The sequence below is a fragment of the Catenulispora pinisilvae genome (genome assembly GCF_015356865.1).
GTDB lineage: Bacteria > Actinomycetota > Actinomycetes > Streptomycetales > Catenulisporaceae > Catenulispora > Catenulispora pinisilvae.
In genome coordinates this window covers 1-24,778 of the sequence record NZ_JAAFZA010000155.1, presented here as the reverse complement: position 1 = coordinate 24,778, position 24,778 = coordinate 1, and the positions used below count along the sequence as shown (strand labels likewise).

The 24,778-nt window shown below is 71.0% G+C and carries 23 protein-coding genes; 8 read left to right on the top strand and 15 right to left on the bottom strand.

The features are described 5' to 3' along the window. Window positions 1-328: 328 nt before the first annotated feature. The 8 genes from IZR01_RS32785 to IZR01_RS32750 all read right to left on the bottom strand — a co-directional run bounded on the left by IZR01_RS32785 (window position 329) and on the right by IZR01_RS32750 (window position 9,649). Entirely contained in the window at window positions 329-1,066 is a 738-nt protein-coding gene (locus tag IZR01_RS32785; RefSeq protein WP_194926125.1) for a hypothetical protein, read from the bottom strand. A 69-nt stretch (window positions 1,067-1,135) separates the two neighbouring features. Continuing rightward, window positions 1,136-2,032: a phytanoyl-CoA dioxygenase family protein gene (locus tag IZR01_RS32780; protein ID WP_194926124.1), complete on the bottom strand. Its 897-nt coding sequence runs from the start codon at window positions 2,030-2,032 to the stop codon at window positions 1,136-1,138. 22 nt (window positions 2,033-2,054) lie between these two features. Continuing rightward, complete coding sequence (locus IZR01_RS32775) at window positions 2,055-3,911, bottom strand: IucA/IucC family protein (protein ID WP_194926123.1); 1,857 nt, start codon at window positions 3,909-3,911, stop codon at window positions 2,055-2,057. Next, window positions 3,908-4,522, bottom strand: a complete 615-nt coding sequence (locus tag IZR01_RS32770) for a GNAT family N-acetyltransferase (protein ID WP_194926122.1) — start codon at window positions 4,520-4,522, stop codon at window positions 3,908-3,910. Before IZR01_RS32770 ends, IZR01_RS32775 begins: the two co-directional genes overlap by 4 nt. Then, complete coding sequence (locus IZR01_RS32765; protein WP_194926121.1) at window positions 4,519-5,823, bottom strand: lysine N(6)-hydroxylase/L-ornithine N(5)-oxygenase family protein; 1,305 nt, start codon at window positions 5,821-5,823, stop codon at window positions 4,519-4,521. Before IZR01_RS32765 ends, IZR01_RS32770 begins: the two co-directional genes overlap by 4 nt. Before the next feature lie 42 nt (window positions 5,824-5,865). Continuing rightward, the gene (locus IZR01_RS32760) at window positions 5,866-7,443 is read right to left on the bottom strand and encodes a pyridoxal phosphate-dependent decarboxylase family protein (protein ID WP_194926120.1); all 1,578 of its coding nucleotides are present in this window, start codon (window positions 7,441-7,443) and stop codon (window positions 5,866-5,868) included. Then, window positions 7,440-8,594 (bottom strand): siderophore-interacting protein, encoded by a 1,155-nt coding sequence (locus IZR01_RS32755; RefSeq protein ID WP_323747166.1) that lies wholly within the window; start codon window positions 8,592-8,594, stop codon window positions 7,440-7,442. The genes IZR01_RS32760 and IZR01_RS32755 overlap by 4 nt, the downstream gene beginning before the upstream one ends. Window positions 8,595-8,596: 2 nt before the next feature. Next, window positions 8,597-9,649 (bottom strand): ABC transporter substrate-binding protein, encoded by a 1,053-nt coding sequence (locus tag IZR01_RS32750; RefSeq protein ID WP_194926119.1) that lies wholly within the window; start codon window positions 9,647-9,649, stop codon window positions 8,597-8,599. Window positions 9,650-9,763: 114 nt separating this feature from the next. Here IZR01_RS32750 and IZR01_RS32745 point away from each other — a divergent pair, with 114 nt between their 5' ends. The 3 genes from IZR01_RS32745 to IZR01_RS32735 are packed head-to-tail and all read left to right on the top strand — an operon-like array spanning window position 9,764 to window position 12,713. Beyond that, entirely contained in the window at window positions 9,764-10,819 is a 1,056-nt protein-coding gene (locus IZR01_RS32745; protein ID WP_194926118.1) for a FecCD family ABC transporter permease, read from the top strand. Next, window positions 10,816-11,841, top strand: coding sequence for a FecCD family ABC transporter permease (locus IZR01_RS32740; RefSeq protein WP_194896185.1), 1,026 nt, complete (start codon window positions 10,816-10,818; stop codon window positions 11,839-11,841). The genes IZR01_RS32745 and IZR01_RS32740 overlap by 4 nt, the downstream gene beginning before the upstream one ends. A gap of 44 nt (window positions 11,842-11,885) precedes the next feature. Beyond that, entirely contained in the window at window positions 11,886-12,713 is an 828-nt protein-coding gene (locus tag IZR01_RS32735; protein WP_194926128.1) for an ABC transporter ATP-binding protein, read from the top strand. Window positions 12,714-12,721: 8 nt separating this feature from the next. On the opposite strand, the gene IZR01_RS32730 is transcribed toward IZR01_RS32735, so the two are convergent. Next, on the bottom strand, window positions 12,722-13,369 hold the full coding sequence (locus IZR01_RS32730) for a hypothetical protein (protein WP_194926117.1): 648 nt from the start codon (window positions 13,367-13,369) through the stop codon (window positions 12,722-12,724). A 101-nt stretch (window positions 13,370-13,470) separates the two neighbouring features. Between IZR01_RS32730 and IZR01_RS32725 the strand changes: the two genes are divergently transcribed. Beyond that, on the top strand, window positions 13,471-14,403 hold the full coding sequence (locus tag IZR01_RS32725; protein WP_194926116.1) for a cyclase family protein: 933 nt from the start codon (window positions 13,471-13,473) through the stop codon (window positions 14,401-14,403). A 36-nt stretch (window positions 14,404-14,439) separates the two neighbouring features. On the opposite strand, the gene IZR01_RS32720 is transcribed toward IZR01_RS32725, so the two are convergent. Genes IZR01_RS32720 through IZR01_RS32710 form a run of 3 tightly spaced genes read right to left on the bottom strand, consistent with a single transcriptional unit; the run spans window position 14,440 to window position 16,496 of the window. Next, window positions 14,440-14,691, bottom strand: coding sequence for a tautomerase family protein (locus IZR01_RS32720; protein WP_194926115.1), 252 nt, complete (start codon window positions 14,689-14,691; stop codon window positions 14,440-14,442). Between the two features lie 38 nt (window positions 14,692-14,729). Further along, window positions 14,730-15,629, bottom strand: coding sequence for an SDR family NAD(P)-dependent oxidoreductase (locus tag IZR01_RS32715; protein WP_194926127.1), 900 nt, complete (start codon window positions 15,627-15,629; stop codon window positions 14,730-14,732). 30 nt (window positions 15,630-15,659) lie between these two features. Further along, window positions 15,660-16,496, bottom strand: a complete 837-nt coding sequence (locus tag IZR01_RS32710) for an SDR family oxidoreductase (RefSeq protein ID WP_194926114.1) — start codon at window positions 16,494-16,496, stop codon at window positions 15,660-15,662. A 123-nt stretch (window positions 16,497-16,619) separates the two neighbouring features. On the opposite strand from IZR01_RS32710, the gene IZR01_RS32705 reads away from it, so the two are divergent. Then, window positions 16,620-17,519 (top strand): MmyB family transcriptional regulator, encoded by a 900-nt coding sequence (locus IZR01_RS32705; RefSeq protein WP_194896195.1) that lies wholly within the window; start codon window positions 16,620-16,622, stop codon window positions 17,517-17,519. A 102-nt stretch (window positions 17,520-17,621) separates the two neighbouring features. After that, window positions 17,622-19,925, top strand: coding sequence for an FUSC family protein (locus tag IZR01_RS32700; RefSeq protein WP_194926113.1), 2,304 nt, complete (start codon window positions 17,622-17,624; stop codon window positions 19,923-19,925). A gap of 31 nt (window positions 19,926-19,956) precedes the next feature. Here IZR01_RS32700 and IZR01_RS32695 read toward each other — a convergent pair whose 3' ends face one another. Then, window positions 19,957-20,418 carry a nuclear transport factor 2 family protein gene (locus tag IZR01_RS32695; RefSeq protein ID WP_194926112.1) on the bottom strand — a complete coding sequence of 154 codons (462 nt, stop codon included), beginning with the start codon at window positions 20,416-20,418 and terminating at the stop codon, window positions 19,957-19,959. A 91-nt stretch (window positions 20,419-20,509) separates the two neighbouring features. On the opposite strand from IZR01_RS32695, the gene IZR01_RS32690 reads away from it, so the two are divergent. Further along, window positions 20,510-21,118: a CGNR zinc finger domain-containing protein gene (locus IZR01_RS32690; protein ID WP_228560718.1), complete on the top strand. Its 609-nt coding sequence runs from the start codon at window positions 20,510-20,512 to the stop codon at window positions 21,116-21,118. 59 nt (window positions 21,119-21,177) lie between these two features. Here IZR01_RS32690 and IZR01_RS32685 read toward each other — a convergent pair whose 3' ends face one another. Next, complete coding sequence (locus IZR01_RS32685; RefSeq protein WP_194896178.1) at window positions 21,178-21,732, bottom strand: TetR/AcrR family transcriptional regulator; 555 nt, start codon at window positions 21,730-21,732, stop codon at window positions 21,178-21,180. 193 nt (window positions 21,733-21,925) lie between these two features. Between IZR01_RS32685 and IZR01_RS32680 the strand changes: the two genes are divergently transcribed. Then, the gene (locus IZR01_RS32680; protein WP_194926111.1) at window positions 21,926-22,906 is read left to right on the top strand and encodes an oxidoreductase; all 981 of its coding nucleotides are present in this window, start codon (window positions 21,926-21,928) and stop codon (window positions 22,904-22,906) included. A gap of 255 nt (window positions 22,907-23,161) precedes the next feature. Here the strand turns inward: IZR01_RS32680 and IZR01_RS32675 are convergent, their stop codons facing one another. Then, window positions 23,162-24,769, bottom strand: a complete 1,608-nt coding sequence (locus IZR01_RS32675) for a lectin (protein ID WP_194926110.1) — start codon at window positions 24,767-24,769, stop codon at window positions 23,162-23,164. Window positions 24,770-24,778 lie beyond the last annotated feature (9 nt).

Below are 24,778 nucleotides of genomic sequence, written 5' to 3'. Positions count from 1 at the left end.
CCCCGGCCCCGACCCCGCCGCCGGAAGCCGCGGCGGCCGGGGCCGCCGCGCACAACAACCCGCCCAGCAACAGCCCGACAGTGGCCGCCGCCGGCCGCCGCACACCCCTGATGCTTGTGTGGAACACGAATCAAACCCCTTCACCCGACGCCGGGGCCCGAATGATCCCGGCCGTCCCAGCCTGACGGCCCGACGGCGCCAGGGGCATCGGCGCGCGGGTGGAGTTCTGGATCTCCACCCGGCGGGCGCAGGGGTGCAGGTGCATCGTGGGCCTCCACCCCGAAGGTGGAGGCGCCGCGGGGCGGGCTACTGGCGGGCTACCGGTGGGCTACTGGTGCCGCATCCACAGGTTGGTCTCGGCGTAGAGTCCGCGGTCTTGTTCGCGGTCGATGTCCACCAGGTCCAGCGCGTCCGGCACCACGTACTGTCCGCTCTGCGGGAACGCCATCGAGGTCCACGTCTCCCACTGCGCGACGGTCCCGGGCACGACCATCGACCGCGGCGCCGCACCCAGGATCGTCGCGCCGAGCCGCTGGTGCGTGCGCACCCACGGGTCCAGGTGCAGCCCGTCGCCGCGAGCCCAGGCGGCGAACTGCGCCATCGGCGTCAGCGGATACCTGGCCTTCAGAGCCGGCCGCACCGGCGCGATCACCCGCGACAGCCCGGCCTGGCTCGCCCGTTCCCGCAACGCCGACAACACCTTGCCCGCCAGGCCGCCGCCGGTGCGGTCGGGCCGCACCGTGGCCGCCATGATGCACAGCGTGTCAGGTGCGACACCGTTCTCATGCCCGGTCACCGACTCCACCAGCGCGCCGTCATAGCCCTCCGGGATCGTGGCCGTCTCACCGTCCCAGCGCAGCGCCACCGCCCGGCCGTCGGCCAGCACCTCGCCGTCCTGAACCAGCAGCACATCGAACTGCGGGAAGTAGCTGCGCACCCGGTCACGGTAGGTGTTGGACAGCGGATCGCGAAGCACGAACGCCGGCCAGCCGCCGGAGAGCAGGGACTTCGCGCGGGCTTCAAGGTCGGGGCGGTCGGCGGTGGTGACGATCTCGATGGTGGACATGCGGCGATCTTAGGAGCTCCAACCTGTCACCGCCCCGGCCTCCCAGCAGCCAGCAACCAGCACAACCAGCTACAGCGGCTTGACCATGACGGCCACCCCGCCACGCCGCGAGGCGATGACCCGCCGCCCCGCGACGAGCTCCGACGCGGCCACCTCCGACCTGGCGACCCGCGCCCCGGTACTGGCCCGCAGCAGCGTCGAGTCATCGACCGCCAACTCCACGACCGATCCGTCCGCCGCCGCGATCCGCACCGAACCCGCCTCCGCGGCCACGATCGGACCGACCACCGCCGCGGGCGCCGAAGGATCCTGATACCGCACATCGACCGACAACCGGAGCCCGGAACCCGAGCGGTTGGCCAACCCGGTGTGGACCAGCGCCTCATGCATCAGCACGACATCGCCGACCCCGTAGGCCACCGACCGCCACAACCCCGCAAGCGGCGGCAACGACTCCGGAGCCATACAGCCCCAGTGGTGGCTGCCGACAGCCACCGCCAGGCCGCCCAACTCCTCGTCGATCCCCATCAGCGGGATCCAGGCCGTGGTCATGGCGAACCCCGGATTGAGCAGAGCGTCCTGATGGGCCTGTGTCGCGCCACCGGGCGGCATGACCCGATACCGCGCCAGCGGGATGAAGCCGACCGGCCCGCCCGCGACCTGAGCGAAGAACCCCGCCACCGCCGGGGCGGCGACCAGCCCCTCCCACAGCGCCTGCTCGTTGAACAACTCCTGCAAGTCGCGCTCGCCGGATTCGGTCAACTCCCCGCCGATCCACGTCGGCACCGGCCCGCCGCCGGAGACGAGCCCTTGCGAGGCGAGGATACGTACCAACTCCTCACCGACGCCGCGCACCGCATCAGCGGCCAAGACGTCCCGGAAGAGGAGATACCCGTCCTGCCCGAACCGGGCCCGAAGCCGTACCGGATCGGCCAGGAGATCGTTCGCCACCCGCATCTCGGACATCGCGCCAGCCATACCCGCGCGCTCAGCCGGCCAACCGGCGCCGGCCCGCCAGCGGATTGTCCAACGTCCCGGCCAGCTGCAACGCCCCGGCCGGATCGGCCAGATCGACCATCTGCTGGTTGTTCCGCAGCTGAAGCCGGTTCAGGCAGGACAGCGCGAACCGCGGCGCGAACAGGTCGAAGCGCTCGAACCGCTCGGCCAGCTCAGGAGTCGAGTCCTGATACGCGTGCACGCACTCGGCGACCGTGGCCCAGAACGCCTCCTGGTCCAGCACCTCCCGCCCGGCCAGGATCGCGTTGAGATACCGCAGGAAACAGTCGAAGACATCGGTGAAGATCGACAGCAGCCGGACATCCTCCGGCACGTCCACCCGGATCCGCTCCACACCGGCCGGCAACGGCACCGCGGCGTCCATCACCGCGATCTCCTCGGCGATGTCCTTGAACACGACCCGCTCCACCGCGCCGACCTCGTCCAGCACCAGGATCACGTTCTCACCGTGCGGCATGAACACCAGACCGTAGGCGTAGAAGCAGTGCAGCAGCGGCGTCAGATACGCGTCCAGATACCGCCGCAACCACACTTCGGGTGCCAACCCCGACTGCTCGATCAGCGCCGCCGCCAGCGAACCGCCGTCCCGATCCACATGCAGCAGACTCGCCATCGTCGCCAACCGCCGCCCCGGCTCCAACGCCGGCACCGGGCTCTCCCGCCACAACGCCGCCAGCATCTTCCGATACGGCGAACCCTTCTCGGTCGCCGCCTCGAACTGCCGATGCCGATACCCGACCGCCGCCCGCTCCCGGATCACCGACAACCCGGTGCGCTTCAGCACCGCGTCATCGGCGATCAGCGCGGCCAGCCAGTCGTTGATCGCCGGCGTCGCCTCCATGTAAGCCGCCGACAACCCCCGCATGAACCCCATGTTCAGCACCGACAGCGCCGTCTTCACATAATGCCTGGCCGGATCGGTGGCGTTGAAGAACGTCCGGATCGACTGCTGCGGCACATACTCGTCATCGCCCGGGCCCAGACACACCAGCCGCTGCCGGGCGATGTCCCCGGCGAACGTCACCGCCAGCTTGTTCCACCACTGCCAAGGATGCACCGGGATCAGCAGATAATCGTCCAGATCCAGGCCCAGCCCGGTCATGACCGCACCGAACAGCCCCAACAACTCCGCACCGAGCTCAGCGCGGATCAAGCTCTCATAATCGGTGTCCGCCGACGCCGAGAACGCCGCGTGGTCCCGATGCGCCGCCACCCAGATCAGCCGCACCGGATGCGCCGCCTCCGGCGCGTACTGGCGGAAATCGTCGACGCCGAAACCGATCCGGCCACTGCCGGCCACGAACGTCGGATGCCCCTCGGTCATCTCCGACTCGATCCGCTGGAAATCGGCGCGCGCCACCTCGGCCGCCGACATCGGCGGTTTGCTGAGTTTGTACGCGGTGCTGGCCAGCGTGGAGCTGATCTCTTCCAGGTAGACCGGCAGTACTTGATCGCTCAGGCCGAGCGTGCCGCGCAGTTCGGTGCAGAATTCGGCGGCGTCCAGCGGCAGCGCTCGGCTGTCCTCGGCGCGGACGCGCGCGATGCTTTCGGCGTCGATCTGCCAGTGGTCCAGGGCCAGGATCTGCGCGGCGAAGTGGTATTGGACTGTGCCGTCGTCGCTGGGTATTGCGAAAGTGCCGCCGGTGCCGGCTTCGGTCTCGGTTTCGGCTCCGGTCTCTGTGCCGGTGCCGGTGCCGGTGTCGGCTACCGGCTGGGGGGTGAGCAGCCGTTCGTGGGAGAACTCGGCGATGGCCTTGCGGACCAGGTGTCGGTTGGCGCGGTCCCAGGTGTCGGGCGTCAGGTGGCGAACGGCGTCGCGGGGGTTCATTCGGCGGTTCCTCGGTGCGGGAGTGCTGGGAAGGTGGGCAGTGCGCTGGTGGCGGACTGGAAGGCGTGCCAGGTGCACACGCTCAGCAGTGCTTCCTTCTCGGGTTTGGTGATCCGGTCCAGGACCTGGAAGCCGACCGCGGCGTTGAGGGCCTGGACCGCGGTGTTGCGGATGTCCGGTTCGACGACCACGCGCAGCGCGTCCGGGTCGGTGAAGATCCAGGCCATGACGGCGGTGATGACGGCCCGGGTGAAGCCGTGTATCGGGGTGCGGCCCGGTGCGCACAGGAAGTGCATCCCGACGTCGCCGTCTTCGGGCTCGTACAAACCGGCCAGCTCGACGTACCGGGGGTCGTAGCGCTCGGCCAGGAATCCCGGCCGGCCGTCGATCAGCCCCAGGAACGCCTCGTGGTGCGGGTGTGCGGCGATCCGCTGGTACTCCTGGCGGACCTGCTCCAAGGTGCAGTCCTGCATCAGCCAGAACGCGGTCTTCGGGTGGGTGACCCAGCGGTGCAGCATCTCGATCTCGGTGTCGTGCTCGGCCTGGATCGGTCGCAGCGTGATCTGTCCGACCGGGCCGGCCATGGCGAAGCCGGGTATCGCCGCGGTCATGTCAGCAGCCCGTCCGGTGCGCCGAAGTCCTGGAACGCGATGGTCTTCTCCACCGGGTAGTAGTCCCGGCCGAGCATCTCGCTGATGATCCAGGAGTTCCGGTAGGCGCCCATGCCCAGGTCCGGGGAGGTGATGCTGTGGGTGTGGGTGCCGCCGTTCTGGAGGAAGATCTCGTTGCCGGCGGTGTCGATGCTGTAGTTGCGGGCGACGTCGAAGCGGCCGTGCCGGTCGAAGCGCAGCCGGTCCCGGACCGGTTCCAGGAAGTCCGGGGTCTGATAGCGGTAGCCGGTGGCCAGCACCAGGCCCTGGGTGGCCAGGGAGAATGCCCGGTCCTGTTCGTGGTGGTGCAGGTCCAGGGTGTAGGTGCCGCCGGTCTCGTCGTAGCGGGCCGCGCGCATCTCGGTGTTGGTGACCAGCCGGGTGGCGACCGGGCCGTGCATGCTCTTGAGGTACAGACAGTCGAAGATCTCGTTGATCAGTACCGCGTCGATGCCTTTGAACAGGCCTTTCTGTTCGGCTTCCAGCCGGTAGCGGGTGTCCTCTCCCAGTGCGTGGAAGTAGTCCACGTAGTCCGGCGAGGTCATCTCCAGGGTGAGTTTGGTGTATTCCAGCGGGAAGAACCGCGGCGAGCGGGTCACCCAGCTCAGGTGATAGGTGTCGGGGCCGGCGTCGGCGAGCAGGTCGAGGTAGATCTCCGCGGCGCTTTGGCCGCTGCCCACGACCGTGATGCTCTCCTTGCTCTGCAAAGCGGCCTTGCCGCTGAGGTAGTCGGCGCTGTGGACCAGATCGCCGCCGAGCCCGGCGCAGGCGTCCGGGATGTGCGGCGGCGTCCCGGTGCCCAGGACCAGATGACGGGCCCGGTCCACGGCCACCAGGCCGGTGTCGGCGTCGACCGACCGGACCACGTAGCAGCGGTCTGCCTCGTCGTAGTCGACGCGGGACACCTTGCCTCCGAAGCGCAGGTTGCGCAGCCGGGCCGCGGCCCAGCGGCAGTACTGGTCGTACTCGGCACGGACCGGGTAGAAGCTTTCCCGGATGTAGAAGGGGTAGAGCCGCCCGGTCTCCTTCAGGAAGTTCAGGAACGAGAACGGCGACGTCGGGTCGGCCAGGGTCACCAGGTCGGCCATGAACGGCGTCTGCAACGTCGCCGTCTCCAGCAGCATCCCGGGATGCCAGGCGTAGGCGGCCTCGGTGCGGGCTTCCAGGAACAGGCCGTTCAGGCCGTCTATCGGATCGGTCAGGCAGGCCAGGCCCAGGTTGTAGGGGCCCAGGCCGATGGCGATGAAGTCGTGCGTGGTCAAGAGGGGCTTCTCCGTGGCTGGGTCAGGCGCGCCGGGTGTCGGTCAGGCGAGCCGGGTGTCGGCGGTGCTCATCGCCTGGACGTACTCGGCGGCGTGGCCCGCGATCAGGTCCAGGACGTGCGCGATGTCGTCGACCGTGGTCTCGGGGTTCAGCAGGGTGAACTTCAGGTAGTGCCGGCCGCCCACCTTCGTCGCGGCCACCAGCGCCGCGCCGGAGTCGGCCAGGGCCTGCCGGGCGTACAGGTTCGCGCCGTCGGCCAGGTCCCGGGCCGGGCCCTCCGGCGGCAGGTAGCGGAAGACCAGGGTGCTGAGCTGGGACCGGGTCACCACCTCGAACCGCGGATCGACGGTGAGCAGCACCCAGGCCTGCCCGGCCCGGTCGATCACCTCGTCGAACAGCTCGCCCACGGCGTCCGGGCCCATGATCCGCAGCGTCAGCCAGAGTTTGAGCGCGTCGAACCGGCGCGTGGTCTGGATGCTCTTGTCGACCTGGTTGGGGATGCGCTGCTCGACGGCGCGCGCCGGGTTCAGGTAGTCGGCGTGGTAGGTGGCGTGGGTCAAGGTGGCGCGGTCGCGGACGATCAGCGCGCTGGAGCTGACCGGCTGGAAGAACGCCTTGTGGAAGTCGACGGTGACCGAGTCCGCGTGTTCGATGCCGGTCAGCAGTGGGCGCCGGGAGCGGGAGACCAGCAGGCCGCAGCCGTAGGCGGCGTCGACGTGGAACCAGGCGCCGGATTCGGCGCACAGCGCGGCGATCGCGGGCAGCGGGTCGATGGAGCCGAAGTCGGTGGTGCCGGCGGTGGCGACCACGGCCATCGGGATGAAGCCGGCCCAGCGGCACTGCTCCAGTTCCCAGGCCAGGGCCTGCGGCCGCATCCGCTTGCGGGTGTCGGTCTCGACGCTCACCACGGCCTGCGGGCTCAGGCCGAGCATCTTGGCGGATTTGCGGATGCTGAAGTGTCCGGCTTCGGAGACGAAGATGCGTAGCCGGTCCATGATGTGCCGCGAGTCGCCGTGTCCGCCGGCGTGTTCCGGCGCTGATTCGGCGGCCGCGGCCTTGGCCAGTGTTTCTTCGCGGGCCAGCAGCAGGGCTTGGAAGTTGGATTGGCTGCCGCCGCTGGTGAACACGCCGTCGGCGGCCGGGCCCAGGCCGATCCGGTCGGCGGTCCAGTCGATGAGGCGGCGCTCTATCAGGGTGCCGCCGGCGCTTTGGTCCCAGGTGTCCAGGGAGGAGTTGATCGCGGACAGGACGGTTTCGCCGAGCAGCGCCGGGATCACGACCGGGCAGTTGAGGTGGGCCAGGTAGCGGGGGTGGTGGAAGTAGACGGCGTCGCGCAGGTAGAGGTCTTGGAGTTCGTCGAGTGCGGCGGCGGTGTCTTCCAGCGGCCGGTCCAGGTCGGTGCCGGCGATGGCCGGGGCCAGGTCTGCGGGGCTGATGCCGGTGAATGGGCTGGGCGCGGTGGCGATCTGGTCGCTGACGCGGTCGATGCCGTCGGACAGGGCGGTCCGGTAGCGCTCCAGGGTGCGCTCGTTGAACAGGTGCCGGGCGGCGTCTTCGACGGCGGGGGAGAAGATGGCGCGGGCGGTGGCCACGGCGGTGGCGGTGGCCTGAGGGCTCACTGGGCGTCTCCCGGCTGCTGGTCGGCGGTAGCGGGCTTGGCGCGCGCCGGTTCGGCGGTCGCGGTCGCGGCGTCGGGCAGCTCGGCATCTGCGGGTCCGGCGGTTGCGGTCGCGGCAGTGGGCTCGGCGTCGGGCAGTGCGGCGTCTGCGGGTCCGGCGGTGGCTGCGGCTGCGGCGGCGGCGGCGATTTTCTCAGTGCGCAGATCCTCCTCGGTCGCGCCGAGGCGCCAGTATCCGGAGAACTCCACGCGCCGGCGGTCGAAGCCGCGTTCGCCGACCAGGTGGCGCCGCAGGGTCTTGATCATCGCGGCCTCGCCGGCCAGCCAGGCGTAGGGCGCCCCGTCGGGGAAGTTCGCATCGCGGATTTCGTCGGCCAGCAGCGCTCCGGGCCGCTGCGCCGGATCGCGGACCAGCCAGGTGATGTCGGCCTCGGCGGCGCTGAGCAGTTCCTGGGTGTCCCGCAGATCCGGGACTTCGATCCAGGCCCGCGCCCGCATCTCCTCCGGCAGCCATTCCAGGATCGCGGCGGCGGCCGGCAGCGCGGTCTCGTCGGCGGCGATCAGGACCCAGTCGGTGTCGGCCGGCGGCTGGAAGCCGATGCTGCGGTTGTCCTGGTCGGCCGGGCCGAGCAGGACTACGCGGTCGCCCGGCACGGCCTCGGCGGCCCAGCGGGACGCGGGCCCGGCCGATCCTGTGCTGCCGCTGGCGCCGCTGGCGGTGCCGTGCAGGACGAAGTCGACGTCGACCTCGTGGTGTTCGCGGTCGTGGGACCGGATCGTGTAGGAGCGCATGACGGCCCGCTGGTCCTCGCCCATGGCCCGCCACTGCCCGAACCAGTCGTCCCCGGCGTCGGTGGGCACGACCGGCACCTGCTGCCCGGCCCGCGGCAGGAACAGCGAGAAGCTCTGGTCCCGGCCGCCGCCGGCGAAGTCCCGCAGCTGCTCGCCGCCGAAGGTGACGCGGACGATCGAGGGCCCCAGCCGCCGGGTGCCGACCACCCGGGCGTGGAAGAACCGGAACTTGCCGTGCACGAGCCTGGACGCCGTGCCGGCCGTGGCCGCCGGCGGCAGCGCGCCGTCCGCGTCCAGTGAGGAGATCGCCGCGGCCGCCGCGCTGGCGGCCAGGACCGCGGTCACTGAAGAAGAGGTCACTGTCAGCTCACCTTCTTGGAGTTCTGAATCGCCTTGGCGAGGTTTTCCAGCAGCGGGGCGGCGCCGGCGTAGGAGAACCGGGGCACGGCGTCCCAGGGCGTGACCTGTCCGGCCTTCACCGCGGGCAGCGCGTTCCAGGTCGGTTTCGCAGCGAGCTGCTGCGGCTGCAATGCGGTGGAGCGGCTGTCGAGCAGGATCAGGTCCGCCGGGTATTTGTCGGCGTTCTCCCAGCTCAGGCTCTCGAAGTAGTCGCCGCTGTCGAGCTTGTTCGGGACGATGAGCTCCACGCCGAGTTCGGCGAAGTACATCAGGTCGGCGGCGATCTTCGGGTTGGAGGCGTAGAACGTGTTGGCGCTGCCGGAGGCCGCCAGTACTTTCAGCCCGCCGGCTGCCTTCGCCGCGGTGCGCAGTGTCTCGGCGGCGCTCTGGAACCGGGTCTTGGCGCTGGTCACCTTCGGCGCGTTCAGGTCCGCGCCGAGCGAGGCGGCCAGGTCGGCGTAGCGCTGGATCGGGGTGGGCAGCGACACCCGCGCGACGTTGATCGCGACGCTGGGGGCGAGCTTGGCGATCTGGTCCTTGCTCTCATCCGGCACGTACCACAGGGCTCCGGGCTCGTACATGTGCGTGACCAGCAGCTGCGGGTTGAGCGCGGCGTACTTCTCGACGTTGAACTCGCCCCAGACGTTGCCCAGCACCGTCACCTTGCCGACGTTCAGGTCGCCGGCCTGCGCGGTGGGTTTGCCGTCGGGCAGCGTGGTCTCGCCGAACACCCCGACGATCTGGGCGTCCACGCCGAAGTCGACCAGTGCCGCGGCCGTGCCGGTGAACGCCACGACGCGGGTCGGGGCGGCCGAGGTCTTCACCGTCTGTTTGCGGTCGTCGGTGAAGGACCAGGGCCCGGCCGGGCCGGTTTTCGCCGCCGCGCCGGTTCCGGAGGAAGAGCTCGAACTGCCGCTGCCGCCGCAGGCGGCCAGGACGGCGGCCAGGGCGCCACCGCCGGCCGCGGCCAGCACGCCTCGTCGGGACGGAGCGGAAATATGTGAGGAGAGGGGCATGAATGTCGCTTTCTCGGGGTTGAGGTGCCTACCCGGCGCCAGCGAGGTTAGGTTAGCCTAACCTGAGCACCGACCCAAGAGGGGTCGTCCGATCCGCGGAACCGGAGCCAGGACTTGTCAGCCACCGCACCAACACAGGCCCCTGAGGCCGCCGTCCCGATACCCCGCAGGTCAGACGGCGCGCGCCGGCTCAGCCGTGGCGCGGGCCTGGCCGTGGCGGCCGCCTTGCTGGCCGCGGTGCTGGTGCTGAGCATCAGCTTCGGTGCGAAATCGCTGTCGGTGGGCCAGGTGTGGGCCGGCCTGACCGATCCGGCCTCGCCGTATTACACGGTCGTGCATCAGATGCGGCTGCCGCGCACGCTGCTCGGTCTGCTGGTCGGGGTGGGTCTGGGTCTGGCCGGTGCGGTGATGCAGGCGCTGACCCGTAATCCGCTGGCCGATCCGGGGTTGTTGGGGGTGAACGCCGGGGCTTCGGCGGCGGTGGTCAGTGCGACCTGGCTGTTCGGTATCGGTACGTTCGACGGCTACATCTGGTTCGCGCTGGCCGGGGCGGCGGTCGCGACCACGTTCGGCTATCTGATCGGCGGGGGCCGGTCGGCGACGCCGGTGCGGCTGGCGCTGGCCGGGGCGGCGTTGAACGCGGCGCTGTTCTCTTATGTCAGTGCCGCGATGCTGCTGGATTCGGCTTCGTTGCAGGCGATGCGGTTCTGGACGGTCGGGTCGCTGGCCGCGGCGACGTCCTCGACGGTGGTCAGGGTGTTGCCGTTCATCGCCGCCGGGGTCGTGGTGGCGTTGGCGTTGGCCCGGCCGTTGAACGCGCTGGCGCTCGGGGAGGATTCGGCGGTGGCGTTGGGCTCGCGGCCGACGGTGATCCGGGCCGCGGCGATCGTGGCGGTGACGCTGCTGTGCGGGGCGGCGACGGCGGCGTGCGGGCCGATCGTGTTCGTCGGGCTGATGGTGCCGCACGTGGTGCGGGTCATCACCGGCCCGGATCTGCGCTGGCTGCTGCCGTACTGCGCGGTGCTGGCGCCGGTGGTGCTGCTGGGCGCCGACGTGCTGGGCCGGGTGCTGGTCCGGCCCGGTGAGATCCAGGTCGGCGTGGTCACCAGCGTGCTCGGCGGCCCGGTGTTCCTGTATTTTCTGCGCCGTGGCAAGGCGGTGCGGGCATGAGGGTTCTGCGAGGCGCCGCCTTGTCGGTGCGCTACCGGCCCCGGGCCCTCACGGCGAGCGCCCTGTTCGCCGTGGTCGCGTTCGCTGCCGTGGTCGTGACCCTGGGCAGCGGCGACTACCGGATCGCGCCGGCGGAGGTGCTGCGGACGTTGTTCGGCGGCGGGACGCTCGCCGACCACTTCATCGTGGTGCAGCTGCGCCTGCCCCGGGTGGTGACCGCGCTGCTGGTCGGGGCGGCGCTGGCGTTGGCCGGCGCGGTGTTCCAGTCGCTGGTCCGCAATCCGCTGGGCAGCCCTGACATGCTCGGTTTCACCCAGGGCGCGGCCACCGGCGCGCTGGTGGTGGTCGTGGCCGGCGGCAGCAGTGCGGCGCTGGCCTTCGGGGCGGTGATCGGGGGAGTGGCGACCGGGGTCGGCGTCTACGTCCTGGCCTGGCGCCGCGGCGTGCACGGCTATCGGCTGATCCTGACCGGTATCGGGGTCTCGGCGATCCTCAGCGGCGTCAACGGCTACCTGCTGACCAAGGCCCAGCTGATGGACGCCACCCGGGCGCTGCTGTGGATCACCGGGAGCCTGGACGGCCGGGCCTGGGCCGACGCCGCACCGCTGGCGATCGCGATGGCCGTGCTGGTCCCGGTGGTGCTCATCACCTGTAGCAGGGCCCTGCATGTCATGGAGATGGGCGATGACACCGCGGCGGCCCTGGGCGTGGCGGTGGAACGGGTTCGGCTCACGGCCCTGGTGGCCGCGGTGCTGCTCACCTCGTTCGCCGCGGCCGCCGCCGGCCCGGTGGCGTTCGTCGCGCTCACCGCCCCGCAGCTGGCCAAGCGGCTCACCCGGGCGCCGGGGCCGAACCTGATCCCCTCGATGCTGCTCGGCGCGGTGCTGCTGACCTGCGCCGACCTGGCGGCGCAGCACGCGATCCCCGGGCGCCAGCTGCCGGTCGGCGTCGTCACCGGCGTGTTGGGCGGCGGGTACCTGATGTGGCTGCTGGCGATGGGACGCAAGGCCGGACGGATATGACGACAGATGGGAAGCCCGAGGACATGAGCACGACGAGCACGACGATGACCGACACCGCGACGCCCGAAACGGCCGCCCCGTCCCGCCTCGGCGGCACCGCACTGACCCTGGCCTACGACGGCCGGACCGTCGCCGAGGACCTCAACGTCGCGATCCCGGACCGGTCCTTCACCGTCATCGTCGGCCCCAACGCCTGCGGCAAGTCCACGCTGCTGCGGGCCCTGTCCCGGCTGCTGAAGCCGAAGGCCGGGACCGTGCTGCTGGACGGCGCCGACATCGCGACCCTGCCCACCAAGCAGGTCGCCCGCATCGTCGGCCTGCTGCCGCAGACCTCGATCGCACCGGACGGCATCACCGTCGCCGACCTGGTCTCCCGCGGCCGGCACCCGCACCAGGGACTGCTGCGGCAGTGGTCGCGCCAGGACGAGCGGATCGTCGCCGAATCGATGGCCGCCACCGGCGTCACCGACCTGGCCGACCGCGCCGTCGACGAACTGTCCGGCGGCCAGCGGCAACGGGTGTGGACCGCGATGGTCCTGGCCCAGCAGACCCCGCTGCTGCTGCTCGACGAACCCACCACCTACCTGGACATCGCACACCAGGTGGAGATCCTGGACCTGTGCGCCCGCCTGCACGAGGAGGAAGGCCGCACCCTGGTCGCGGTACTGCACGACCTCAACCAGGCCGCCCGCTACGCCACCCACCTGATCGTGCTCTGCGACGGCCGGGTGGCGGCCAGCGGCCGGCCGGCGGACATCGTCACCGCCGAGCTGGTGCAGCAGGTGTTCGGGCTGGCGTGCCGGGTGATCGAGGACCCGGAGAGCGGGACGCCGCTGGTGGTCCCGGGCGCGCGGCGGCGTGCTGCGGCTTAGGCGAGCTTCTAGGCCAGCGCCCGCACTGTGGAGGCCAGCCACTGCTGATACCCGGCCGTCCGGCGGAAGCGCTCGGGGACCAGGTACGTCCCCTCGCCCGCCGGACGGATGAGGTCCTCGGCCACCGGCAACACGATGAGGTGCAGACTGAACGGAGCCGGCTTGCGCCCCATCTCTGCCTCCACCGCACGCACCACATCGCCTTCGATATCGAGGCGGACTCCGGTGTTCGCCCGATCGTGCAGAGCCTGGATGCCGGCACGCTTGCGGGCCGAGTGCCAGGCGTGGGCCTGCGGCCACCGGGCTGCGAAGACCCGGCGGAAGTCGGGGAAATCGGCGAGCGCCTCGAAGTCCGGCGGTGCGAACCGCGCCACCTCGGCCAGCACTTCCTGGTTCTTGAGCGGCGGCCAGAACACGGCCGCGTTCCACAAGTGCAGCCAGCCCCGCGCCAGCGCCGTGCCCGACACGGCGCCGGTATCGGCCGAGGGCTGCGGCAGCTCGTCGAGGTCCAGCTCGTCGATGTCCAGCGGCCCCGTGACGACCCCGGCGATCGGTACATCGATCCGTTCCGCCGCCCTGATCCACAGCGCGGGACCGAGCAGCCAGTCAAATTCGTTGACGCGGATCTCCCACGAGTCCGTCCCCGAGTACTTCACGGCTAGTGCCCCCTAAGAGATACGACTGCCAGAGTACTGACCCGAGGCGACCATGTGGATCGCCGCTTGTGCTGAAACGCTGCTTTACAGATCATCGAGGGATGAGCGAGAGCAGTGAGCAGTGGCGCGTCGAGTTCGACGCCGACGTGACCTTCGCCAACGGCGGTGCCTTGCAGACGCAGGGTTTCCGGCTGGATGTGGCCGGGCCGCAGATCGGCGACGCTGAACTGGGGGAGCTGTTCGTGCGGCACCTCGGGCTGCTGATGGTCGGCGAGGTGGTCATCAGCAACAAGCGGATGCTGCGGGAGCCGCACAAGGGGTCTCGCGGCACTGTGGGCGCGCAGGCTCAGCCCGAGGCCAGGCCCGGGCAGCGCGTCGTGGACCTGAGCCACGTGATCCGGCACGGGATGGTCACCTACCCGGGGCTGCCCGGCCCGGAGATCGGCGAGTACATCTCGCGTGAGCAGTCGCGGGGGCACTACGCGCCGGGCACCGAGTTCTCCATCAGCCGCATCTCGATGCTCGCCAACACCGGCACCTACGTCGACAGCCCGTTCCACCGCTTCGCCGACGGCGACGACATCGCCGCGATGCAGCCCTCGCGCTTCGCCGACCTGGACGCGGTGGTGGTCCGGGTCGGCGGCGCGGCCGAACGGGCCATCGAGCGCGGCGTGTTCCTGCCCTACGACCTCGCCGGCCGGGCCGTGCTGATCCACACCGGGTGGGACCGGCACTTCGGCACCGACCGCTACGGCGAGGGCCACCCGTTCCTCACCGCCGAGGCCGCCGCGTGGCTGGTCGGGCAGCGGGCGGCGCTGGTCGGCATCGACTCGGTGAACGTCGACGACGCCGCCGACGGCGCCCGGCCGGCGCACACCGCGCTGCTGGCGGCCGGGATCCCCATCGTGGAGCACCTTCGCGGGCTGGAACAGCTGCCGCCGTACGGCTTCCGCTTCTTCGCCGTGCCGCCGGCAGTGCAGGGCATGGGGTCGTTCCCGGTGCGGGCTTACGCGCTGGTCGGCGAGCAGCGGTAGCCGGCGAGCAGCGGTAGCGCGTAGCCGCGCCGAGCGCTAACCCTCGCCCGCGGAGGTCTCGGAGGTCCATCCGGCGCCGCCGTCACCGGCCCGCAGCACCGCCAGCGTCAGCACCTGGTCGCCGATGCCCCAGCCGCCGTCGGCGACCTCCTCGACCAGCACCATCGTCCCGCCGCGGGCGCGCTCGCCGTAGATCTCCACATACAGCTCGGTGGTGCGGTGCACGATCTTCGCCTTCTGCTCGGCGTCCAGGGTGCCGGCCGGGACTTTGAAATTCGCGAATGGCATGTCTTATCTCGTCTCTGTTAACGGTTACCAGCTACCGCTTACCGGCTGGCCCGCTCGGGCAGCAGGTCGGCGATTCCGATGCGGTGGTAGAACTCGGACCTGATGCGGTCGCTGACGGTCGACACGACGTCGCTGCCGTCCCGGCTGGGATCGATGTGGACCCGGAACGGACGTTGCCCGGCCGGCCGGCCCACCACGTCCACGATCGCCTCGGCCACCTCGTCCACCTCACGCCCGGCCGGGAACAGCCCGGCCAGCCGCTCGGCCAGCTGCTCGCGCAGCTCCCCGTAGGCGCCGTCGTACTCGGCGGCCCGTTCGGCGTCGGCCGGCAGGCCGGCGTGCGCGAAGTGGTTGGTGCCGGACGGGTAGGCGCCGGGCACCACGATCACGGTGTCGATGCCGTACCGGATGACCTCGGCCGCGTAGCTCTCGGCCAGGGCGTCCATAGCGGCCTTGGCCGCGAAGTACGGCGCCAGGAACGGCGGGTGCCCGCCCCGGGTGCTGGAACTGGCCACCCACACCAGCAGTCCCGACCCGGCACGCCGCATCAGCGGCAGCGCCGCGCGGTTGACCCGCTGCGTACTCAGCACGTTGATGTCATACAGCTCGGCCAGCTGCTCGGGGGTGAACGCCTCGGCCGGCCCGAGGACCATGTGCCCGGCGTTGTGCACCACGACGTCCAGCCGGCCCTGCTCCTCGGCGATCCGGGCGACGGCCGCGTCTACCGAGACCTGGTCCTGCACATCCATCTCGATGCCGCGCACATCCACCCCCTGCGCGGCGGAGAACTCGGCCAGCTCCGCCACGCGCGGCGCGTTCCGGCCCTGCGTGGCCCGCATCCCGGCGTAAACGATGTCCCCGGCCCGGGCCAGGGCCCGCGCGGCCAGGTTCCCGAAGCCCGACGAGGCGCCGGTGACCACGATGACTTTGCGCTCCAAAGCGCCGGCGACGTTGCTCTCACTCATCGTTCACACCATCCCGCCGTTGATCCGCAGCACCTGACCGTTGACCCAGTGCCCCCGCGGGCCGGCCAGGAAGGCCACCACCGAGGCGATGTCGTCCGGCATCCCCAGCCGCTCCAGCGGCGACTGCGCGGCCAGCCGCGCGATCAGCTCCTCGTCCTTGCCGTCCAGGAACATGTCGGTGGCGGTCGGCCCGGGCGCCACGGCGTTGACCGTCACGTCCCGGCCGCGCAGCTCACGGGCCAGGACCAGGGTCAGCGCCTCGACCGCGCCCTTGCTGGCCACGTAGGCGCCGTAGGTGGGGAACTTGGTGCCCATCACCGACGTCGAGAACGTGATCAGCGCACCGCCGGCCCGCAGCCGCCGCGCCGCCTGCTGCGCCACCACGAAAGTGCCGCGGATGTTGGTGCGGTGCATGTCGTCCAGATCGGCCAGGTCCAGATCGACGATCGTGGACAGCTTCATCCGGCCCGCGGCGTTCACCACCGCGTCCACCCCGCCGAACTCCGCCTCGGCCCGATCGAACAGGTCCGCCACCGCCGCCTCGTCGGCGACGTCCGCCTGCACGGCCACCGCCCGGCCGCCCGCGGCCCCGATCTCGGCGACGGCCTGTTCGGCCAGGTCGGTGCGGCCGGCATAGGCGAGCACCACGGCGTAGCCCTCGGCGGCCAGCTGGTCGGCGACGGCCCGGCCGATGCCGCGCGAACCGCCGGTGACGATCGCGACGCGGCCCTGCGTACCGTCCGCGGCCGGGCTCGTAGCCGGGCTCGCGGCCGGGTTCGTGGCCGCGGTGACCTGCGAGGCGTCCTGCGAAGTGCCCTGGGCGGTGTTCTCAGTGGTCATGATGTGCTCCGTTTCTCGGTGACGTCACCACCTTGCGCCCGCCCCGAGCCGCTAACCAGTTGCCGTCTACCCAGGGGTCGCCACCCCCTGGCTCCGGATCCGGGCATGACGCAGACTGGGGATGTGGATCTCGCTGAACTCGGAGGCTTCCTGAAATCCCGGCGCGACCGGATCCGCCCGCGTGAAGTCGGGCTGCCATCCGGGCCACGGCGCCGGGTCCCCGGGCTGCGCCGCGACGAGGTCGCCCAGCTCGCGGGCGCCTCGGTCGACTACTACATCGAGCTCGAACGCGGCGGCGCGCAGCCCTCGGAGCAGATGCTCGCCGCCCTGGCCCGGGCCCTGCGCCTGTCCCGCGACGAGCGCGACCACCTCTACCACCTGGCCGGCCGCCCCGTCCCGCCGGCCGGCAGCGCCGCGGCGCACGTCAGCCCGGGCATGATGGACCTGCTCGACCGGCTGGTCGACACCCCGGCCCGGGTGATCACCGACCTGCACGTGGTGCTGGTGCAGAACCGCCTGGCCGCCGCGCTGCTCGGCCCGCCGCCGCCCGGGACCACGGCGCGCGCCGGCTTCGTCTACCGCTGGTTCACCGACCCGGCCGCCCGCGGCCTGTATCCGCCGGCGGATCACGCCCGGCACGCCGAGAGCTTCGTGGCGGACCTGCGGGCGGCCGTGGCCAGGCGCGGCAGGCACGACGAGGAGTCCCGGAGCCTGGTCGCCGAGCTGCTGGAGCGCAGCCCGGAGTTCGCCGAGCTGTGGAGCCGGCACGACGTGGCCGTGCGCCGCCTGGACGCCAAACGCATCGTGCACCCCGCGCTCGGGGTGATCGACGTCAACTGCCTGAACCTGCTCAGCGAGGACGGCAGCCAGCGGCTGCTGTGGTTCAGCCCGGTGGCCGGGACCGACGCGGTGGAGAAACTGGAATTGTTGTCGGTTCTCGGGATTCAGGATCTTGAATCGGACCAGGCTCTTGAATCAGGCACTGATCTGAGCGCCGGCCCGAGCCAGACCTTCCAACCGTGATACACACGCGAGCCAGACGTACCAACCGTGATACACAATGGAGCGCGGTGGGGCGCGATCTTGTAGCGACTGAGCCCGCCGACGTTCTCACCGGAGGTGTAGATGTCGTTGGGGGCCTGGTCCGGACAGCGCGCGTCGGCGTTGTCCGGGTGGCTGCGCACGCATGACCCGGCGCTGGCGGCCACTCGGCGCGCGGCGCGCACCGCGGTCGTGATGCCGGCGCTGTTCGCGTTGTGCACGCAGGTGCTGCACTCGCCGACGATGGCGAGTTTCGCGGCGTTCGGCTCGTTCTCGATGCTGCTGCTGGTCGACTTCAGCGGCACGCTGATCCAGCGGCTGCGCGCGCAGTTCGCGCTGGCCGTGGCCTGGGCGGTGCTGATCTGCGTGGGTACCGTCGTGGCCCGGGTCACCTGGCTGTCGGTGCTGGCCACGCTGGTGGTCGCGTTCTGTGTGCTGTTCTCCGGTGTGGTCAGCTCGGTGCTGGCCGGCAGCTCCACGGCGCTGCTGCTGGCGTTCGTGCTGCCGGTCGCCACCCCGGTGCCGCTGGATCAGCTCCCGGACCGGCTCATCGGCGCCGGGCTGGCCGCCGCCGCTGCCCTGCCGGCGGTGACGCTGCTGTGGCCAAGGCCCGCGGCCGACCCGCTCAGCGGCCCGGCCGCCCGGGTGTGCCGGGCCGCCGCGGCACTGCTGCGCGCCGACGCCTCCGCCACCGGCGGCCGCCGGGCCTTCAACATCGGGGCCTGCCAGATCGCCGCCGATGAGACCTCCGCGGCCAACGCCGACCTGCGCCGGATGTTCGACGCCACCCCCTACCGGCCCACCGGCCTGTCCACGTCCTCGCGGACCCTGGTCCGCCTGGTCGACGAACTCACCTGGCTGTCCGCGATCCTCACCGACCGGCCCGATTACACCGAGCAGCCCCCGGCCTGCGACCCGGCCGCCCGCACCGCCCGGCTGGCCGCCGCCGACGTCCTGGACCGCGCCGCCGACCTGCTCACCGACTTCCGCGGCGACGTCGGCCCGCTGCGGTCGGGCGTGCGGGAACTCCAGTCCGCGCTGGCCGCGATGGAGGCCAGCTCCACCGCCCGGCTGCCGGTCGACCAGCCGGTCGGCGAGAGCCCGGACGAGGTCTTCACGTTCATCTCCACGCTCGACTTCTCCTTCCGGGCCCTGGAGCTGGGCTTCGCGGTCGTGCAGATCGCCGAGAACGTCTCGCTGGCCGCGCAGGCCTTCCAGCGCAGCTGGCCCGACCGGCTGCTGGGCCGTGAACCCGGCGCCCTGACCAAGCCGCTCACCTCGGCGCGCGAACGGGCCGGCGCGCACCTGGGCTGGAACTCGGTGTGGCTGCACAACAGCCTGCGCGGCTCCGTGGGCCTGGCCATCGCGATCCTGCTGGCCGACCTGACCAGCGTCCAGCACTCGTTCTGGGTACTGCTCGGCACCCTGTCGGTGCTGCGCTCCAACGCGCTGAACACCGGGCAGAACGCGATGCGGGCCATCCTGGGCACGGTCCTGGGCTCGATCATCGGCGCCGGGATGCTGCAACTGATCGGGCACCACGGCACCGTGCTGTGGGTGCTGCTGCCGATCGCCATCCTCATCGCAGGTATCGCCCCGGCCGCGATCTCCTTCACCGCCGGGCAGGCCGCGTTCACCGTCACCTTGGTCATCCTGTTCAACATCGGGCAGAACCCGGACTGGCACATCGTGCTGCTGCGGATCCAGGACATCGCGCTGGGCTGCGGGGTCAGCGTCGTCGTCGCGTTGTTCTTCTGGCCGCGCGGTGCCGCCGCGGCCGTGGACAAGGCGCTGGCCAAGGCCTACGCCGACAGTGCCCGCTACCTGTCCGGCGCCGTCGCCTACGCCCTCGGGCACTGCGACGCCGGCAAAGCCGGGCTGCCGGCCGCCGAACCCGTGGCCGCGCAGAGCCGGGAGGCAGCGGCCTCCGCACGCCGGCTCGACGACGCCTACCGCACCTACCTCGCCGAGCGCGGCGCCAAGCCGCTGTCGCTGGCCGACACCACGACCCTGGTCACCGGCGTCGTCGGGCTGCGGCTGGCGGCCGACTCGGTGGTCTCGTTGTGGCAGAACAGCGGCCGGACCCGGCCCAAAGCCGACCAGAGCGCCGCGCACAGCGCCATCCTGGAAGCGGCGGACAGCGTCACCGGCTGGTACCGGGGCCTGGCCGACAGCCTCGGCGGCCGCACCCCGATCCCGGTACCGGTGCCGCTGCTGCCCGAATCGGCCGCCCGGCTCGTCGACTCGGTCCGCACCGACCTGGTGGACCGCGACGGGCAGGCCACGGCGGCCGCGGTCCGGGTCATCTGGACCGGCGACCACGTCGACGTCGCGCGGCGCCTACAGCCCGGCATCGCCGCCGCGGCGAAGGAGACCGTCCTGCGCTGAGCCCGGCCGGCTCACCAAAACCGAAGGCGGCTCACCAAAGCGGGAAGTCGAGCCCGCGCTCTGATTCCGGGCGCGGGCCGAACACCCGCCGGTCGGCTTCGGCGATCGGCCGGTCGTTGATGGACGCCTCGCGGCGGCTCATCAGCCCGGCCTGGTCGAACTCCCACAGCTCGTTGCCGTAGCTGCGCCACGACTGGCCCTGGGCGTCATGCCATTCGTATTGGAACCGGACGGCGATGCGGTTGCCCCGGAAGCTCCACAGGCCTTTGCGCAGCGCGTAGTCCTGCTCGCTTTCCCATTTGGCGGTCAGGAACTCCACGATCTGCGCCCGGCCCACCACGTGCACGTCTCGGTTGCGCCAGATCGAGTCCGGTGTGTAGGCCAGGGCGACTTTGTGCGGGTCGCGGGTGTTCCACGCGTCTTCGGCGGCCTGGACTTTCTGGAGCGCGGAGTCTTCGTCGAAGGGCGGGAACGGGGGTCGGGACTCGGACATGGCGGGGTCCTTTCAGCCGCTTCTTCCGTGACACGGTCTACCATGACCCTCTCACGGATGTAGCGCAAGTCATGCGTGATAAACTCCGGGCATGGACACGGCGGTGAGCGAGCGCGAATGGATGCTGCCGGAGGAGGCCCTGCCGGTCCGGCTGATGGCGACGGTCTGGGCCGACGTGACCGGGCTCCACGACGACCTCGCCACGACCCAGGACCTGACCGCCTGGCTCGACGCCGTGGATCTCGACCGCGCCGGACAGAGCGCCACCGCCGCCGAACTCGCTCTGGCCCGGCGGCTGCGCGATGCCGTGCGCCGGCTCGCGGCGCACGCGACCGGCGACGAGCGCGACGCCACGCGGTCCGGGGACGGTGACGTGGCCGGGGACGTCGAGGCCGCGGTGCGGGACGTCAACGACGCCGTCGCCCACCTGCCGGCCCCGCGCATCGCGCTAACCGACGGGGTGCTGCGAGCGACATCCTCCAGCGACAGCTCCGCGATCACCGCGGCCCTGGCGCGCGTCGCGGACGAGGCGATCACCCTGCTCGGCGGCCCTGAGTCCGGCAAGTTGCGGGCCTGCTACGCGCCGGGCTGCGTGCTGTACTTCATGAAGACGCACCCGCGGCGCGAGTGGTGCTCGGTGACCTGCGGGAACCGGGTCCGCGCCGCGCGGCATTACGACAAGGTGCGCTCGACACGCTGACGGCTTGTGTGAACGCCCCGCCGCTCGGCACGCAGAATATCTCGATCACCTTTCGCTCTTCACCCCCCGGCGGATTCCGGCGGCCGTAGCCCCCGGGCGACGATGTCGATCATCCGCGCGCGCGTGGCCTGGTCGGCCGACCCCCGGCTCATACAACTCACCATCAGCGCTTTGATGTCGGCGACGTCCGCGTCGGCCCGCACCACGTGCGCGTCTTGGGCTCGGTGCAGGGCGGCGGCCATCGCCGCGTCGAAGTCGTAGCCCACGGCGGCCGCGGCCGCGTCCATGTCGTAACCGGCTCCGGCGAAGGCCTGGGCGATGCCGACGTTCGCGGCGCCCTCCTCGGTCAGGATGGTCAGGAACTCCACGAAGGCCCCCTGCTGGTCCGGCAGCTCGGCCAGGTCCTGGACCCGGTCCACGATGCGGCCGACACGACTGGCCACGATCGCCTCGAACAGCGCGTCCTTGGTGGGGAAGTGGCGGCTGACGGTGCCCGTCCCGACCCCGGCGCGCCTGGCGATCTCCTGGACCGACACCCCCAGGCCCTCGGCCGCGAAGGCCGCGATCGCGGTGTCCAGGATCCGCGCGCGATTGCGCTCGGCGTCGGCACGCATGCACCTCTCCTTGTCGCTGGTTTCTCGATCTGGCTTCTGGACCTGGCTTCTCGATCGCGGCTGTCTCGCCGCGGTTGACAACCGGGACGGCCATCCCGGATAGTCGAAGCCATAAGCGGGATGCCCGTCCCGATACTACCCGGATCCGCCGCGCGCCCCCGACTCGGCCGTCCTCCACGAGGGAATGCCCACCATGACCAGCCGCTGGACCGAACAAGACATCCCCGACCAGACCGGCCGCGTCGCCGTGATCACCGGCGCCAACACCGGCGTCGGCTTCCAGATCGCCCGGGCGTTGGCCGGGCGCGGCGCCGTCACCGTCCTGGCCTGCCGCGACCCGCGCAAGGCCGCCGACGCCGCGGCCCGCATCCGCGCCGCGACACCGCCGGCGCACGTCGAGGTCGAGGAGCTGAACCTGGCCTCGCTGGCCTCGATCCACACCGCCGCCAAAGCGCTCCGCGACCGCCACCCGCGCATCGACCTCCTGATCAACAACGCCGGTGTGATGTGGCAGCCGGCCGGCCGCACCGTGGACGGCTTCGAGACCCACCTGGGCGTCAACCACCTGGGCCACTTCGCCCTCACCGGCCTGCTCCTGGACCGCATGCTCGGCGCCGCCGGATCGCGGATCGTCACCGTGAGCAGCCCCGCGCACAAGCAGGGCCGCGTCGACTTCGCCGACCTCCAGTCCGAGCACAGGTACCAGCACATGAAGGCCTACGCCGGATCCAAGCTCGCGAACCTGATGTTCGCCTACGAACTCCAACGCCGCCTCACCGCCCACGCCGCGCCGACCGGGTCACTGGCCGCCCACCCCGGCGGCGCCCGCAGCGAGCTCAACCGCACCATGCCGGTCCTGTTCCGGGGCCGCCACTGGGGCCTGGCGCTGCCGATCACCCACAGCACCGAAAGGGGTGCCCTGCCGATCCTGCGCGCCGCCACCGACCCGGCCGCCGAACCCGGCCAGTACTACGGCCCGGACGGCTGGCACGAGTTCAAGGGTTGGCCGGCGCTGCTGGCCTCCAGCGACTCCTCGCACGACGCGGAGGCGCAGCGGCGGTTGTGGGAGGAGTCCGAGCGGCTGACCGGGATCGAGTACTCGTTCCTCGCCGGACATCGGATCCCTGACCAGCGGCCGCGGGGCGGTGATCAGGCCCCGCGGCCGACGAGCTGATCGATCGGGTCCGGTTTCAGGGGGGCGGAAGTGACGATTTGCGGCATGCGGAACCGCCGGTCGACCTCGAGAACGAGCGAAACGGTCTAGGGCAAGGCCCCGCTGGCCGCGACAGAGAAGCACTGCCTAGACGGACAGCCTGCGCATCCTGGTTGGCTGTCAGGGCTGTCCGGCGACGCCAGGCGCCGCTCATAGGCCACGCGGCTCCGCCGCCATATGCGCTCAGCGCCCCGCGAATTGTCACTTTCCGCCGTCTCAGTGCCCGCCGGTCCCCGTGCTCCACAACGTCGCGCCACCGGAGCTGAAGATGACCGTGTTCCCGTCGTTCTGCACCGTGAGATGCGCCCCGCTGTTCCCGGCCGTCCCGCTGGACCACAGCGGGCTGCCCCCGGTGTCGTAGATCACGAAGTTGCCGTCGCCCTGCATGATGGCGTTGGCGCTGGCTTTCCCGGCCGTGCCCGAAGCCCACAGCGCGGTGCTGCCTTCGTACAGCACCAGGTTCCCGTCGCCTTGCAGGATCAGCTTGAACCGGCCGTCGCAGGAGGGCGTCGACTGGTTCGCCGTCAGCTGCTGGTTCGCGGTCATCGAACCGCAGCCGCCTCCGGTGGAGGTCTCAGGCGAGGTCGGACGCGTCGAGGTCAGGGATATCTGCCCCTTCAGCATCTTGCCGCCGTCGTTGGTCAGGCGCAGATAGTAGTCCGCGCTACACGCCGTGCCGTCCTCATCCAGTGACAGCAGCCCGGAGTTGGTCGGCACGAACGACTGCGTCGGGGCGGTATTGAGGATCTGGTTGCCCTCGCCGTATTCGTCGAACATGGAGATGTAGATGCCCTGGGCTCCGACCCGCACCATGTTGTAGAACTGCGCCCACATGAAGTCGCCGTGCGCGCGCTGGCGTCCGGACAGATCGCCGGGCAGGACGCACGGCTGGTAGTCGATGTTGTTGGAGTTGCAATACGACTGGTCGCCGACGTTGACGTTCGTGTAGAAGTTGTTCGAGTCCGCGACCGAGCCGATGCGGCCGACCATCCACGGCGAGATCATGTCGCACGCCGAGTAGACGTCCAGGTATCCGGCCCGCGAGTCGCTGACGCCGGTGCGCCAGTACGTCGGCACGCCGCCCATCACGTAACAGCCCTGGTCCTTGAACCACTGCACCACCGACAGGCAGTCGGCCGCCGACCACGGGTGGTTCGCGTCGTTGAACCCGAAGCCCCAGATGCCCACGACCGGCTTCCCGTTCTGGTGCGCGTACGCCGACGACGACGCGTACTGCGACATCACGTTCGTCCAGTCGGCCGGCATCTCGGTCTTCATGTTCGTCCAGCCCGAGGCGTCGTACATGATGTAGAACTTGCGGCCGTACTGCTGCGCCGCGGTGTTGACCTTCGCGGTGACCGCGTTCCGGGTCGGGCCCTCGCTGCCGTTGGGGTCGAAGCGCTGGAGCGCGGCGGTGTCGCAGCCGTTCTGCTGCATCAGCGAGAAGTGGGCGTTGACGCTGGACTGGTCGTAGGACGAGAACAGGTTGGGCGCGCCGCCGTTGCCGAGGTTGGCGTAGGCGGTCTTGTAGCCCGAGCTGTAGATCGACATGTCGGGCCAGGCCTTCAGGTTCTGGTTGCTCGGCGACGGGGCCTGCGACTCGTTCTGGCTCCAGTGCCACCAGGCGTTGATCGGTGCGCCGTCGCCGATGCAAGCGAACCACCCCTGGTAGCCGACGGTGATCTTGCCGACCACGTCCCCGGCCGGGGAGGCCGCCTTCGTGGCGTCGCCGGCGAAGGCCGGCAGTAACTCCGAGCCGCCCACGGCGGCCAGCGCGGTGCCGGCCAGGGCCGAGGAAAGCAGGGTGCGTCGGGAGAGCGTCATGGTCAGCCT

Excerpts from the sequence above, each read along its gene's own strand:
- IZR01_RS32750 (WP_194926119.1), bottom strand. The coding sequence starts at position 9,649 with ATGCCCCTCTCCTCACATATTTCCGCTCCGTCCCGACGAGGCGTGCTG.
- IZR01_RS32780 (WP_194926124.1), bottom strand. The coding sequence starts at position 2,032 with ATGTCCGAGATGCGGGTGGCGAACGATCTCCTGGCCGATCCGGTACGG.
- IZR01_RS32675 (WP_194926110.1), bottom strand. The coding sequence starts at position 24,769 with ATGACGCTCTCCCGACGCACCCTGCTTTCCTCGGCCCTGGCCGGCACC.
- IZR01_RS32690 (WP_228560718.1), top strand. The coding sequence starts at position 20,510 with ATGGACACGGCGGTGAGCGAGCGCGAATGGATGCTGCCGGAGGAGGCC.
- IZR01_RS32770 (WP_194926122.1), bottom strand. The coding sequence starts at position 4,522 with ATGACCGCGGCGATACCCGGCTTCGCCATGGCCGGCCCGGTCGGACAG.
- IZR01_RS32720 (WP_194926115.1), bottom strand. The coding sequence starts at position 14,691 with ATGCCATTCGCGAATTTCAAAGTCCCGGCCGGCACCCTGGACGCCGAG.
- IZR01_RS32710 (WP_194926114.1), bottom strand. The coding sequence starts at position 16,496 with ATGACCACTGAGAACACCGCCCAGGGCACTTCGCAGGACGCCTCGCAG.
- IZR01_RS32685 (WP_194896178.1), bottom strand. The coding sequence starts at position 21,732 with ATGCGTGCCGACGCCGAGCGCAATCGCGCGCGGATCCTGGACACCGCG.
- IZR01_RS32785 (WP_194926125.1), bottom strand. The coding sequence starts at position 1,066 with ATGTCCACCATCGAGATCGTCACCACCGCCGACCGCCCCGACCTTGAA.
- IZR01_RS32725 (WP_194926116.1), top strand. The coding sequence starts at position 13,471 with ATGAGCGAGAGCAGTGAGCAGTGGCGCGTCGAGTTCGACGCCGACGTG.
- IZR01_RS32775 (WP_194926123.1), bottom strand. The coding sequence starts at position 3,911 with ATGAACCCCCGCGACGCCGTTCGCCACCTGACGCCCGACACCTGGGAC.
- IZR01_RS32695 (WP_194926112.1), bottom strand. The coding sequence starts at position 20,418 with ATGTCCGAGTCCCGACCCCCGTTCCCGCCCTTCGACGAAGACTCCGCG.
- IZR01_RS32700 (WP_194926113.1), top strand. The coding sequence starts at position 17,622 with ATGTCGTTGGGGGCCTGGTCCGGACAGCGCGCGTCGGCGTTGTCCGGG.
- IZR01_RS32680 (WP_194926111.1), top strand. The coding sequence starts at position 21,926 with ATGACCAGCCGCTGGACCGAACAAGACATCCCCGACCAGACCGGCCGC.
- IZR01_RS32740 (WP_194896185.1), top strand. The coding sequence starts at position 10,816 with ATGAGGGTTCTGCGAGGCGCCGCCTTGTCGGTGCGCTACCGGCCCCGG.
- IZR01_RS32735 (WP_194926128.1), top strand. The coding sequence starts at position 11,886 with ATGACCGACACCGCGACGCCCGAAACGGCCGCCCCGTCCCGCCTCGGC.